The 13498-nt window shown below is 50.2% G+C and carries 13 protein-coding genes and 1 other RNA gene; 8 read left to right on the top strand and 6 right to left on the bottom strand.

Annotated features, from left to right (window positions below; translation table 11 throughout):
* Window positions 1-194 precede the first annotated feature (194 nt).
* From BOC67_RS19195 to rplU, 3 genes are all read right to left on the bottom strand, one after another.
* Window positions 195-614 (bottom strand): histone H1-like repetitive region-containing protein, encoded by a 420-nt coding sequence (locus tag BOC67_RS19195; RefSeq protein ID WP_291912501.1) that lies wholly within the window; start codon window positions 612-614, stop codon window positions 195-197.
* Between the two features lie 64 nt (window positions 615-678).
* Window positions 679-957, bottom strand: a complete 279-nt coding sequence (gene rpmA, locus BOC67_RS19190; protein ID WP_291912499.1) for a 50S ribosomal protein L27 — start codon at window positions 955-957, stop codon at window positions 679-681.
* Between the two features lie 58 nt (window positions 958-1015).
* The gene (gene rplU / locus BOC67_RS19185) at window positions 1016-1318 is read right to left on the bottom strand and encodes a 50S ribosomal protein L21 (RefSeq protein WP_291912496.1); all 303 of its coding nucleotides are present in this window, start codon (window positions 1316-1318) and stop codon (window positions 1016-1018) included.
* A gap of 283 nt (window positions 1319-1601) precedes the next feature.
* On the opposite strand from rplU, the gene BOC67_RS19180 reads away from it, so the two are divergent.
* The 6 genes from BOC67_RS19180 to BOC67_RS19155 all read left to right on the top strand — a co-directional run bounded on the left by BOC67_RS19180 (window position 1602) and on the right by BOC67_RS19155 (window position 8427).
* Window positions 1602-3098 carry a GH3 auxin-responsive promoter family protein gene (locus BOC67_RS19180; protein WP_291912494.1) on the top strand — a complete coding sequence of 499 codons (1497 nt, stop codon included), beginning with the start codon at window positions 1602-1604 and terminating at the stop codon, window positions 3096-3098.
* 97 nt (window positions 3099-3195) lie between these two features.
* Window positions 3196-4362, top strand: a complete 1167-nt coding sequence (locus BOC67_RS19175) for a 1-deoxy-D-xylulose-5-phosphate reductoisomerase (protein ID WP_291912492.1) — start codon at window positions 3196-3198, stop codon at window positions 4360-4362.
* 88 nt (window positions 4363-4450) lie between these two features.
* Window positions 4451-5791 carry an RIP metalloprotease RseP gene (gene rseP / locus BOC67_RS19170; RefSeq protein ID WP_291912490.1) on the top strand — a complete coding sequence of 447 codons (1341 nt, stop codon included), beginning with the start codon at window positions 4451-4453 and terminating at the stop codon, window positions 5789-5791.
* Window positions 5792-6001: 210 nt separating this feature from the next.
* Window positions 6002-6375: a transfer-messenger RNA gene (gene ssrA / locus BOC67_RS19165) on the top strand.
* A gap of 220 nt (window positions 6376-6595) precedes the next feature.
* Complete coding sequence (locus BOC67_RS19160; RefSeq protein ID WP_291912488.1) at window positions 6596-7501, top strand: alpha/beta hydrolase; 906 nt, start codon at window positions 6596-6598, stop codon at window positions 7499-7501.
* 8 nt (window positions 7502-7509) lie between these two features.
* Window positions 7510-8427 (top strand): helix-turn-helix transcriptional regulator, encoded by a 918-nt coding sequence (locus BOC67_RS19155; RefSeq protein ID WP_291912485.1) that lies wholly within the window; start codon window positions 7510-7512, stop codon window positions 8425-8427.
* A gap of 51 nt (window positions 8428-8478) precedes the next feature.
* On the opposite strand, the gene BOC67_RS19150 is transcribed toward BOC67_RS19155, so the two are convergent.
* Together BOC67_RS19150 and BOC67_RS19145 are read right to left on the bottom strand one after the other, a co-directional pair.
* Complete coding sequence (locus BOC67_RS19150; protein ID WP_291912483.1) at window positions 8479-8820, bottom strand: HopJ type III effector protein; 342 nt, start codon at window positions 8818-8820, stop codon at window positions 8479-8481.
* Between the two features lie 42 nt (window positions 8821-8862).
* Window positions 8863-9462 carry a GrpB family protein gene (locus BOC67_RS19145; RefSeq protein WP_291912481.1) on the bottom strand — a complete coding sequence of 200 codons (600 nt, stop codon included), beginning with the start codon at window positions 9460-9462 and terminating at the stop codon, window positions 8863-8865.
* A gap of 266 nt (window positions 9463-9728) precedes the next feature.
* Between BOC67_RS19145 and asnA the strand changes: the two genes are divergently transcribed.
* Both asnA and BOC67_RS19135 read left to right on the top strand, forming a co-directional pair.
* Entirely contained in the window at window positions 9729-10715 is a 987-nt protein-coding gene (gene asnA, locus BOC67_RS19140; RefSeq protein ID WP_291912479.1) for an aspartate--ammonia ligase, read from the top strand.
* 117 nt (window positions 10716-10832) lie between these two features.
* Entirely contained in the window at window positions 10833-11885 is a 1053-nt protein-coding gene (locus BOC67_RS19135; protein ID WP_291912477.1) for a metallophosphoesterase, read from the top strand.
* Window positions 11886-11893: 8 nt separating this feature from the next.
* Here the strand turns inward: BOC67_RS19135 and BOC67_RS19130 are convergent, their stop codons facing one another.
* Window positions 11894-13489: an ABC-F family ATP-binding cassette domain-containing protein gene (locus tag BOC67_RS19130; protein WP_291912475.1), complete on the bottom strand. Its 1596-nt coding sequence runs from the start codon at window positions 13487-13489 to the stop codon at window positions 11894-11896.
* Between the last annotated feature and the right edge of the window lie 9 nt (window positions 13490-13498).

The raw sequence follows: 13498 nt of genomic DNA, 5'->3' as shown, positions 1-13498 counted from the left end.
TCGCAGAGGGGCATAAGGGGCAAAGGGGCAAAAGAGGGTTGGAGTTGGGATAGGAGGGGGATATGGAGCCGGGTGGAGGTGCGGTTAATTACCTGGAAGGAATGGGGGCAGCTGCGGTTATGTAATATTGCTAAAAGAAAAAGGTTCTGATGTTGTCATCAGAACCCTTATAACTACATTTTGTAAATCCGGTCTTAGTTAGCTGGATTTGCTGGAGCTGCAGCTGGTGCTGGAGCAGCGGCTTTCTTCTTAGGAGCGGCTTTCTTTTTAGGAGCAGCAGCTTTCTTTTTAGGAGCGGCTTTCTTAGCAGCAGCTTTTTTAGGAGCAGCTTTCTTAGCAGCGGCTTTTTTAGGAGCAGCTTTCTTAGCAGCAGCTTTCTTTTTAGGAGCAGCTTTCTTAGCAGCAGCTTTTTTAGGAGCAGCTTTCTTAGCAGCGGCTTTTTTAGGAGCAGCTTTCTTAGCAGCAGCTTTTTTAGGAGCGGCTTTCTTAGCAGCAGCTTTCTTTTTAGGAGCAGCAGCTTTTTTAGCAGCAGCTTTCTTTTTAGGAGCAGCTTTCTTAGCCGCAGCTTTTTTAGGCGCAGCTTTTTTAGCAGCGGCTTTTTTAATTGTTGCCATTGTTTTTTGAATTTGGGTTAGTAAAAAATAATTGGGTATAAAAAAACTTTATGGCAAACACTGATTAGGCTTCAGCCTGAGCAGTGGTGTCAAATGCTTTAACAGAAACGTAGGTTTTGTTTTCGCGACCTTTTCTGAATTCTACAACACCGTCTGCAACTGCGAAAATGGTAAAATCTTTACCAATGCCTACATTTGAACCTGGATGGTAAACAGTACCTCTCTGGCGAACAATGATGTTACCAGAAACAGCAGGTTGACCACCGAAAATTTTAACGCCCAGCCTTTTGCTTTGGGAGTCACGGCCGTTCTTTACACTACCTTCACCTTTTTTATGTGCCATTGTATAATAACTTTAAAAAACTTTGTCTAAAAAATAAGTTCAGCTTAATGTACAAAAATTAAGCTATTTCATTGATTTTGATCTTAGTGAAGTGGGTGCGGTGACCGATCTTCTTTCTGAAGCCTTTTCTTCTCTTCATCTTGAAAGCGATAACTTTATCACCCTGAACATGTCCTAAGATTTCTGCTTTTACTACTGATTTTACATCAGTACCTACAGCCAGCGTACCAGCGTTATCTGTCAACAGTACATCAGAAAACTCCACTTTATCTCCGATATTTCCTTGTAACTGCTGTACAAAAATTTCCTGGTCTTTTTGTACTTTAAATTGCTGACCTGCGATTTTTACAACTGCAAACATAATTATCCAAAATATAATTTCCGCAAAAGTAACACTTGTTTATTGAATTGACAAAGTTTTCCTGCATTTTTTAATTCCAATGCGTAAAATAATGTATTCAACCCAATAAAACTTAATCTTTTCAAAGATACGTACTTTCCTGAATTTTAGATTTTTTTAACATTTTCTTACCATTCTTTAAAACATCTTTTTTACTGCAAAAGGCAACGCATTTTTATATACATTTGTCGTTTACACTATAATATAATAGATGTCCAATCTTTCAATCATAAAATAAAGTGGCATGAAGTTTAAATCACTGCTGGCCAAACCATTTGCTTCTATCGTCCATAGCAAGATAAAGAAGGAAATGTCCAGGGCGGTAGAAGACCAGGAGCATATCCTGGAGGAGCTGATCAAAACAGGACGGAAAACAGAGTTCGGCGCGGAGCATAAAATGGAGGCTGTTAATAATTATGATGAGTTTAAACAGGCAATCCCTATCCGTGATTACGAACAGTATAAACCTTATATAGAAAGAATCAAGCAGGGTAAACAGAACGTCCTCTGGAAAGGGCAGCCCATTTATCTGGCAAAAACCTCCGGTACTACCAGCGGGGTAAAATATATCCCGATCTCAAAGGATTCCATCTCCAACCATATCGATACGGCCCGCAACGCGCTGCTGAACTATATGGGCGAAACCGGCAACAGCCGCTTCGCGGATGGCAAGATGATCTTCCTCTCCGGCTCTCCCGAGCTGGAAAGGGTAGGCGGTATCCCTACCGGCAGGCTCAGCGGTATCGTCAATCACCACATCCCGCGCTATTTGCGCACCAACCAGCTCCCGTCTTACGAAACCAATTGCATTGAGGACTGGGAAACCAAGCTGGACAAAATAGTGGAGGAAACCATCCACCAGGATATGACCCTCATCAGCGGCATACCACCTTGGGTACAGATGTATTTCGACCGCCTGATAGAGCGTACCAACGGCAAACGCATCCGTGAAATATTTAAAAATTTTGATGTGATGGTCTATGGCGGGGTGAATTTCGAACCCTACCGGGCTAAACTGATGGCCTCCATCGGCGCGCCCATCCACACCATCGAAACCTTCCCGGCATCCGAAGGCTTTTTCGCCTTCCAGGATTCCCAGGAACAGGAAGGGCTGCTGCTCAACACCAACTCCGGCATCTATTACGAGTTCATCCCGGCAGGGGAGATCTTTAACGAAAATCCTACCCGGCTCTCGCTCAAAGATGTACAGGTTGGCGTAAATTACGCCCTCATTATTAACAATAATGCCGGCTTGTGGGGGTACAACATCGGGGATACGATCAAGTTTATTTCCACCAATCCGTATAAAATTCTGGTGACCGGACGTATTAAACACTTCATTTCTGCGTTTGGAGAACATGTGATCGGGGAGGAAGTGGAGTACAGCCTCATGAAGGCGGCGCAGGAGGAAAACCTGCACATCACCGAGTTTACCGTAGCGCCAAAGGTCCAGACGGATGGGGAACTGCCTTATCACGAATGGTTTGTAGAGTTTGAAAATATGCCGGCTAACCTGGAGGCCTTCGCCAGAAAGGTAGATGAAAACATGCGTCAGAAAAATATCTACTATAACGACCTCTTGTCCGGAAATATCCTGCAACCGCTGAAAATCAGGCCGGTACGCCGCCAGGGCTTTATCGATTATATGAAATCAGTAGGTAAGCTCGGAGGACAAAACAAAGTTCCACGACTGAGCAATGACCGGAAGCTGGCAGACGAACTGACCCAATATTTACAATGATAGTATCCTGAAAGGACTTTATACATAGCAGCTGCAGGAGCATATCCTGCGGCTGTTCATTCATTTTTTGTAACCTGTAAAAATGTAAATAACCGTAATGAACAAACGTAAAATTGCCATCTTCGGGTCCACAGGATCTATTGGCATTCAGGCACTGGATGTGATAGCGGCACATCCCGACAGATTTTGTGTGGAAGTACTGACCGCACAGAACAACGCGGACCTGCTCATTGAACAGGCGCTGAAATTCAAACCTAATGCTGTAGTCATCGGAAACGAAGAGAAATACAAGCAGGTAAAAGACGTATTATTCGACAAAGGGATAAAAGTATTTGCCGGCGCTAAATCAATGGTGGAAGTAGCCTCCTGGAACTCTATCGATATGATGCTGGCGGCCATCATGGGCTTTGCAGGGCTTGCGCCTACCATGGCAGCCATCGAGCAGGGCATTCCCGTGGCCCTGGCCAATAAGGAAACCCTCGTATGCGCGGGCGACATCGTAATGGCCGCGGCTGCGCGCAAGAACGTGCCCATCATCCCCGTGGATTCCGAACATTCCGCCATCTTCCAGTGCCTACTCGGCGAGCCGATGTCCAAACTGGAAAAAGTGATCCTCACGGCTTCCGGCGGGCCTTTCCTCGGGAAGAAGCCGAATTTCCTCATCAATGTGAAAAAGGATCACGCCCTGCAGCATCCTAACTGGAGCATGGGCGCCAAGATCACGATCGACTCCGCCACCCTCATGAACAAAGGGCTGGAGATGATCGAAGCCAGGTGGCTGTTTGGCCTGAAGCCGGAAGACATTGAAGTAGTGATCCATCCGCAATCCATTATTCACTCCATGGTACAGTTCGTGGACGGCTCCCTGAAAGCGCAGATGGGCCTGCCGGATATGAAACTGCCCATCCAATATGCACTGGGCTTCCCGGACAGGCTGCCTAACGATTTCCCGCGGTTTAGCTTCAGGAACTATCCGTCCCTCACATTTGAACAGCCGGATACCAAAACTTTCCGTAACCTTGCCATCGCCATGGAAGCGATGTACAAAGGCGGAAACGCTGCCTGCGTCATGAATGCGGCCAATGAAGAAGTAGTGAACGCCTTCCTGAAAAACAGGATCGGATTCCTGCAGATGACAGAAGTGATTGAAGAGACCATGGCTAAAATACCGTTTGTGGAAAAGCCAACCCTGAATGATTATTACGAATGTGATAACGCTGCCAGGGAGCACGCGGCCTCTTTAATAAATTCTATTGTAATCTAACCGCATCCAAAAATTAACAACACATTTTGCCATTATATCTGGCAAATCGGATATCTTAACAGGCAGAATAAAAGCAGAAATTAATTAAATGACATTAGAGCTAATATTGGTGAAGGGCGGACAGCTTATACTGTCGCTCTCTATACTGGTGGTACTGCATGAGTTAGGCCACTTTATCCCTGCCAAGTTGTTCAAAACACGCGTAGAAAAATTCTACCTGTTCTTCGACCCCTGGTTTTCTCTCTTCAAAATCAAAAAAGGCGAAACCGAATACGGTATCGGATGGCTGCCATTGGGCGGTTACGTGAAAATATCCGGTATGATCGACGAAAGCATGGATAAGGAGCAGATGGCCAAACCCCCGCAGCCATGGGAGTTTAGAGCCAAGCCGGCCTGGCAGCGCCTGATCATCATGATTGGCGGTGTGACCGTAAATATCCTCCTCGCGTTCTTCATCTATGCCATGATCCTCTGGTCCAACGGCTATACCTATATGCCCGTGAAGGACCTGCCATACGGTATCCAGGTGGATTCCCTCGGCAAGAGCATCGGCCTGCAGGATGGCGATAAGATCGTATCCATCGACAACAAGGAAGTAAAGGAGTTTGAAAAAATTCCTGTGTATATGATCCTGCATGGCAGCAAAACCATCCAGGTAGACAGAAACGGACAGGCCGTGAATGTGAACATCCCGGATGGATTTATCCGCCGGGTGATGGGCATCATGAAAGGCGGCGGTTCTTTCATTGCGCCGTACATGCCTGACACGGTGCCTTATGTAGCGCGTCATATCCTGGAAGATGGCGCCGGCGCCAAAGCCGGTCTGAAGCCGGAGGACCGCATGCTGGCCGTGAACGGGGTACCTACGCCCAACGTGAAATCGTTCATGGCTGAAATGAAGCAGCATAAAAGCGAAACGATCAACCTGCAGGTGCTGAGAGGTGCGGACACCGTGATGCTGCACCCGGTACTGGATACCACCGGCAAGCTGAACGTACTGCCTTACAAGGCGGTGACCACGCCATATACCTTCTTCCAGTCGATCCCGGCCGGCATAAAAATGGGTGTGGACAAGCTGAACTCTTACGTATTGCAGCTGCGCTTACTCTTCGTTTCCAAGGAAGTGAAAGTAACCGAATCCCTCGGCGGTTTTGGCAGCATTGCCAAACTCTTCCCTGACCAGTGGAACTGGCTGGATTTCTGGCAGCTGACAGCCTTCCTGTCCATCATCCTGGCGTTCATGAACATCCTGCCGATCCCGGCGCTGGACGGCGGTCACGTGCTCTTCCTGCTGTACGAGATCATCACCGGCCGCAAGCCGAGCGAGAAGTTCCTGGAATACGCACAGATCGTAGGGATGGTGATACTCCTGGGATTACTGTTGTTCGCTAACGGACTGGATATCTGGAGGGGAATTTTCGGTAAATAAATTTTTTAGGGGAAAAATAATGTTCGCAATGCCGGCGCCACAGGGCGCCGGCATTGCGGCTTCGGGGCCTTCAGTTCCCCAGGCGCACCTAACGGTGGACGGGAACGGCCACCCCGCTACTGCCAGGTACTACCCCCTGAAAACCAGGTATTTATTTTGGTTTTCGTGTTACTTCTCAAAAAAGTCGTATATTTGCATTCCAATAAACCCGGGGCTGCCTGGTTTAGACAGCGTAGATCTTTGAGAGTGTAAGCATGCCGTGCGTTGGATAATTAGCACGTTAATCTGAATATTCAAACTTTAAATGGCGAATCTAACTACGCCATGGCTGCCTAATCAGAGATTAGACACCCATTATAGCCGCCTGGAGTTGTCGCCTTATGCGACTCCCGCCGCTGAATCATCAAACCCATAGGGATAGGCGTTCATGGTTTCCGTGAGTGAGCGCTGAAGCTAAACGGATAAGGACGAGGTTGGTTTGTTGTGCCCCTGCCGAGTCCCGACAAACCAATGCACAAATAAGCATGTAGAAAGCTTTTGAAGGATATGTTTGGACACGGGTTCGATTCCCGTCAGCTCCACCAGCAAAGGGTGTTTTCCATTCCGGGAAACACCCTTTTTTTATGCCGCTGCATTTGCCCTGTGCGAAATGCCCTAAGGAACGCCCTTTCCTTTTGCAGCACCGTCCTGCATGGCATAAGGCGGCGGACAATTATTCATTTACGCTACACTTCCCCGTAGTACGGCTACATCTTTCTCCCCCCATCCCCCCAATTTTGTATCCAACAAAACAGATCAAAAAACATGAAAACAACCAAACAAGCAGTAAGCTTCCTGAGCAACGGTATCACATTGGCCGCCCACCTGTACCTGCCGGAAACGCCGGCCGGCGGCGCGCTGGTAGTGGGGCACCCCGGCACCGCCGTGAAAGAACAGACTGCAGGGTTATACGCGCAATTACTGGCGGAAAAAGGCTTCATCACTTTAGCATATGACGCTGCGTACCAGGGCGCCAGCGGCGGCTTCCCGCGCGGACTGGAGGACCCTGCGCAACGGGTGGAAGACATCAGGGCGGCGGTTTCCTGTTTGCAGGCATTGCCGGCAGCGGATCCGGAAAGGATTGGCGTGCTGGGCATCTGCGCGTCCGGCGGTTATGCCGTAGCTGCCGCCGCCACCGATCACCGGATAAAGGCCGTGGGCGCGGTAAGCGCTGCGGATATAGGCCGGCAGTTCCGCAACGGCGGCGATGGCCGGCAAAGTCCGGACGTGATCATGGGAATGCTGGATATGGCCGCTGCGGACCGGCTTGCAGTAGCGCGCGGGGCCGAACCGGGCGCATTCCCCCTCTTTCCCGCGGAGGAACAGGCCAGGGCTATGGGCCTGCATGTGTACGAAGGCTGGAAATATTACTGTACGGACCAGGGGCAGCATCCCCGCTCTGCCAAAGCGTTTCAGTGGAAAAGCGTGGAGCTTATCGCAGGTTTTGATGCATTCCGCTTTGCAGATTTAATTGCGCCGCGGCCACTGCTGATGATCACCGGTTCGGAAGCGGTGACGGCGTGGATGACGGAAGCGGCGATTGCCGCCGCCAAAGCGCCCAAGACGCATCATATCATTGACGGCGCGACGCACGTGGAGCTGTATTACAAGCAACCGCACGTGGATGCAGCCGTGGAAAAGCTCGGGGAATTTTTCAGCGAAAACCTTTAAATTGAGTGATGAAGAAGCCAGTAGCCGCACCGCACCGGGTGGAGTCCATCGCCGCATTGCACCGCATGTTGGGGCTGCCTAAGCCGCAGCATCCGCTGGTAAGCGTGGTGCATAACTGCGACGTGCAGCTGATAAAAGAAACCTTCCCGGCATCGTTGTTACTGGGGTTCTATAAAATTTCCTTCCTGAACGACCTGAAGGGGAAAATCCGCTACGGGCAAGGGTATTACGATTTCGACGAAGGCGGGATGGTATTTGTTGCCGCCAACCAGGTGCTGACCGTGGCTGATGACGCCGATGCGTACGAGGGTATTAATCTCTTCCTGCATCCTGATTTTTTACAATCTTATCCGCTGGCTGCGAAAATCAGGCAATACGATTTCTTTTCCTATGCGGCCAACGAAGCGCTGCATTTGTCCGCCAGGGAGAAGGACGCCGTAGTGGGCATTTTCAACAGCATTGAAGCGGAACTGGAAGAGCGGATTGATGACTTCAGCCAGGATGTAATCATTTCGCAGATTGAATTATTGCTGACGTACAGCAGGCGCTTTTACAAGCGGCAGTTTACCACGCGCAAAGCTGTGAACCACGATTTGCTGGCTAAGCTGGAATCCGTGCTGGACGCCTATTTCGCTAACTCCCTGGCATTGACGCAGGGGCTGCCTACCGTGCAATACCTGGCGGAGCAGCTGCACCTCTCGCCGCATTACCTCAGCGATATGCTGCGCCACCTGACGGGGCAGAATGCGCAACAGCATATTCATGAACGGGTGATTGCAAAGGCGAAGGAAGCTTTATCCACCAGTAACCTCAGCGTGGGTGAAATTGCGTGGAGCCTTGGGTTTGAACATTCGCAGTCGTTCAACCGGTTCTTCAAAAAGAAAACGAATACCTCGCCACTGGCCTACCGGCGATCCTTTAACTGAATGGTATAAAAATAAAAAGCCCCGTTAGTTGATTAACGGGGCTGCATGTATTTATTTCGCTGTGAGGGCCTGGCCTTCGAAGCGGATGCCATCCCAGCCGTGTTGCATAAACTGGCGGATGTTCTGATGATCCGTTGCGTCCGGCGTGTTTAACACTGCCTGGTAGTGTTCCGCAAAGAGATGCAGGGTATCTTCCTTGCTCAGTTGGTTTTGCTGTGCAAAGGAGAATACTTTGGCGCTGCCCTGGTTTTGGGTCGCCTCGTTGTATGCCCCGCCGTTTTTAAAGGCGGTAGGCTGATGCTGGTAATAAGTTTCGATAAATTCAATCACTTCCTTGAAGCTGATCTCATTCGCTTTTAATTTTTCCAACAGGGAGGTCAGTTGTGCTTTCATTCCGTATATGTTTAGCTGCAGTTGTTTGCGGGCCAAAAATAGCTATTTATGTTGTTGGCTGTACCATTCCACGGCCGCTTTCTCCGTCCTTTTCATGAAAGCGTCTTTCGCGTCGTTATAATCGATGCCATCTTTCCATTCCTGCTTTACCAGTTCGGTTTTCAACTGCTGGTATTCTGCCTTAACGGCGGGGTGGGCGCGCACATAATCGCGGAAAGCGATGTGGCGGGTCCAGTGGGGCGAGGAGAGCGGGATGGCGTGGATATGCGCCAGCCGGTAATGATGATCGTGCAGGATGGGGGGAATAGCGTCGTTTACGGTCAGCTCCAAAGGCAGCGATAAGCTTTTGGGCGGTACTTTCAGTTTGATGAAGTACCGGCGGTAAGGCATGAGTTCATTGTATTTGGAATAGTAGAGGTAGTTTTTTGCCATCAGCAGGGCCGGAATCTTATCCAGGTGCGATTCCTCCTGCAAGCCAATGAGGATATCGATGATTGGTTTGGCGGAAAGGCCTTCGATGCTGGTGCTGCCGATGTGGGAGATCACCGGCCGCAGGGAGGCCAGGGCCTGGGCCAATTCTTTTTGAAGGTTGCTGTAAGTGAGCTTCCACTCGTGGTTATATGGTTCGAAAGGTAATATCATGCCGTTAAATTTAACCATTCCCCCGCAACACTGGCTGCAGTAATGTGATGAAATTTGCGCGTTTTAAAAATGGTTTTGTCTAAAAAAAGCCGGTTTGTTTACGTATTTTGTCATAAACCAGACTATTTTTGTTCAAATTGTTAAAAATTATCCTATTTGATTGAAATAATTTCATTTAATCAACTTAATTATTGAAATTCGTATTGTATTTCGTGTGTTTTATGCGAAATTTTCAAACTGAATCAATATATAGGTAAATAGATTTTATGCAATCGACCGCCAAAACAGCAAAAAGTGCATTGCTCGTCAAAGAAGAGCTTATTGCGAAGATCAAGGATCACTTCGCCCAGCAACTCTGCCAGCAACTTTCCCTCGTGAAGGTAACGGCGCCCCTATTTGTAAAAGCAGGAACGGGTTTGAACGATGACCTCAACGGCATCGAAAGGCCGGTGAAATTTAATCTTAACGGCGTCAATACTCCTGTGGAAATCGTACAATCCCTCGCCAAATGGAAACGCATGCGCCTCCACGAGCTGGAAATCCAGCCAGGGCACGGTATTGTTACCGATATGCGGGCCATCCGGGCGGATGAAGTGATTTCGCCCATCCACAGCTTTTTCGTGGATCAGTGGGACTGGGAAAAGCGCATCGGCCAGCAGGACAGGTCCATCGCCTACCTGCAATCCACCGTCAACGCAATTTACAGCGCCGTAAAAGCTACGAACGACATGCTGGCGGACCAGCAGGAGCAAAGGTTAGCGCTACCTGAAAATGTACATTTCATCCACAGCGAGGCATTGCTCGCCCAATACCCCCATCTCTCTCCCAAAGAAAGAGAAAACGAAATTACCAAACAGTATGGCGCCGTATTCATTATGGGCATTGGCGCTGCGCTGAGCAACAGCCAGGTGCACGATGACCGGGCGCCGGACTACGACGACTGGAGTACTCCTAACGAGGACGGCTATACGGGCCTCAACGGGGACCTCATCATCTGGAACCCTGCGCTTAACAGCGCGCTGGAAATCTCTTCCATGGGCATCCGCGTGGATGCTGCGGCATTGAAAAAACAACTCGCGATCCGCCGCTGCGAAGAGCGCGCCCAGCTGGATTTCCATGCCAGCGTACTGAACAGCGCCTACCCGCTTTCCATGGGCGGCGGCATCGGGCAGTCGCGCCTGTGCATGCTGCTCCTGCAGCAAAAACATATTGCCGAAGTGCAGGCCAGCGTTTGGCCGGAAGGCGCTTTGTAATTTTTTGCCTACAATACCAGCACACTCCTGGTTGCCTGCCGGCAGCCGGGAGTTTTTATTTTGGTGAAGAGTCCTTATCTTCACAGTCCCTCACTTTTTTTCACCCTAACATACACCATGAATACCTTCAAACTATCGCTGTTACTATGGCTTTGCCCATTGCTCACCCACGCCCAGCAGTATGCGGACGGGCCTTATGTTTTTTACCGGAACGATTCCCTCCTGGTGAAAACTATCTATCAGAAAGACGATTTGGCTACGGCAGACAGCAAAGTTTATGCGTTACAGTCGCCGCCGGAACTGCCCGTCAACGGCTTTTCCATCTCCCTGAAACAAAAAATTACTACTCCTCCCAACGAGAGCCCCGCTGCCAGCAGGATGTTTGTGCTTTCCGACATCGAAGGGGAATTTGACGCGGGGAGAGACTTGTTGCTGGCGGCAGGCGTAATAGACCGGCAGTTTAACTGGACCTTCGGCAAGGGCAAGCTGATTATTGCCGGCGACTTGTTTGACCGCGGAACCGCCGTACTGCCCTGGCTTTGGCTGTTGTACAGCTTGGAGGATAAAGCCGCCGCCGCTGGTGGCGCGGTGCATGTGATACTGGGCAATCATGATGTAATGCAGCTGGCGGGCGACTACCGCTACACTGATGCGCGTTATTTCAAATACGCCTGGCTGATGGGAAAAGAGCTGCGGCAGGTATTTGGTACGGACTCCGAACTGGGCAGATGGCTGCGGAGTAAAAACGTCATCGAGAAGATTGGCGACCTGCTGGTGATGCACGCCGGCGCGTCCCCGGAATTGACAGGGAAGCAGTGGTCACTCCAACGCATCAACGAAAATTGCCGGCAGTACCTGGGCGTGCCCCGTAAGCAAATTCCGGATTCGCTGCAACTGCTGTTTGACAGTCGGGGGCCTTTCTGGTACCGCGGTTACTTTTACGATCCCAAAGCCACCAGCGCTACGGTAGACAGTACGCTGGCTTTATACCAGGCCAAACATATCATCGTTGGGCATACCATCATGGATACCACTATTGTGACGCGTTTTGAAGGAAAGGTAATTGGCGTGGATGTGGACCAGCATGAGGGGCGGCACCAGGGGTTGCTGATTGAGGGGGCCCGCATGGCGGTGATAGACCGCAATGGGAGCAGGAAGGAGTTGGAGTAGCCGTGGGGCTACTCCAATGTAATCACTTCTTCGATGCCGGTTTCTTCGGTGAAGGTTTGGTCGTGTGAAATGAGAATGACCGTGCCTTTGTAATCCCTGAAAATTTTTGCCAGCATCCGGATGTTTACCAGGTCGAGGTTGTTGACCGGTTCATCCAGGAAGATGATGTCGGGTGTTCTGTTTTGCAATACCATGCAGCAGAGCGAGAGACGCAGCATTTCCCCGCCGCTTAGCACGCTGCAGGGCTTCTCCCAGCTATCCGGCTTAAAGAGGAAGTTGGCAAGCGTGGTATGGACCTGCGCTTCATCCAGCTTTCGTTCGTTAAAGGCGAGCGCCTGCTCCAGCACTTTCCTGTTCCGGTCGATCCCACTGTAATCCTGATCCAGCAAGAGCTTGGTGCAGGGCGTGCGCTGCAGCGTGCCGGTGGTAGGTTCCAGTTGATCCAGCAGTATTTTCAGCAGTGTGGATTTGCCTTTCCCGTTACTACCGGCAATGGATATACGATTACCGCTGCGGATGGTGAACGTCAGTGGTTTTGTCCACAGCAAAGGTTTTCCCGGCCAGGCGAAGTTGATGTCATTCGCCTGGAACAATACTTTCCCTGCGGGCATGGTAGCGCTGTCGAAAAAGCCTTTCATGATCTGTTGCATTTGGGTCATGGCGGCTACTTCCTGCAGGGAGCTGCGGAGGTCGTTCACTTTTTCGGCGTGTACGCTTTTGAGTTTGCCGGTACTGGCTTCTGCGGCGTTGCGGCGGGCGTTGAGCAGGATCTTCGGGTCCGAGCTGTTACGCACGCTTTTGCGGGCTTGCGCATCCGCGTGTTGTTTTCTTTCCAGCGCTTCCTGTGCTTTCTTTTTTGCTTCTTTCAGCGCTTTGGTGTGGAACTCGAGTTTGTGTTCCTGTGCGGCTATTTCAATTTCTTTTTGTTCTTCATAGAAATCGTAGTTGCCGCCGTATTCCAGGATGCCGGTGGGCGTGAGTTCCCAGATGGGATCGCAGATGCGGAGGAGCTGCCTGTCGTGACTGGTGAGTAAAACCGCGCAATTGGTGGTGCTGATCCAGTCGCTGAGGCGGTTGCGTGCAGCGGTGTCCAGGTGGTTGGTGGGTTCGTCCAGCAGCACTATATCCGGCTGAAGGATCTGGATACCGGAGAGGAACAATTTTGTTTTCATGCCACCACTCAGTTCCCGGAGTGGCTGATCCGGCTGAAGTCCGGCCAGTCCCCAGCTGGCAAAGGCTTCCTCGTACCTGGCTACGATGTCCCAGTTGTGTTCCATGAGGTCGTAATGGGCCTGCTCCGTAGAGCCGTTTTCGATAGCCTGCATGGCCTGGAGGATGGGCGCTATGCCCAGGGCTTCCGCGACGGTCACTTCATCAAAGTGGCCATAGTGCTGCGGTACATAGTACAGGGTACCGTTTATTTGCAGTACGCCGTTGTATTCGGTAGTGTTGCCGGCGATTATTTTGAGTAATGTACTTTTGCCGATACCGTTTTTTCCAACGATAGCGGTTTTGTCGCCTTTATTTACCGTGAAGGAGACTTCTTCAAATAATACAGTGGCATCGGGTTTACGGTAGGAGATATTTTGCGCGTTGATAAGCATGTGGTTTGA

The organism is Chitinophaga sp. CB10 (genome assembly GCA_001870995.2).
In the GTDB taxonomy this organism is placed as follows: domain Bacteria; phylum Bacteroidota; class Bacteroidia; order Chitinophagales; family Chitinophagaceae; genus Chitinophaga.
Note: the sequence above shows the minus strand (reverse complement) of the source record. Positions and strands in the feature narration are given on the sequence as shown.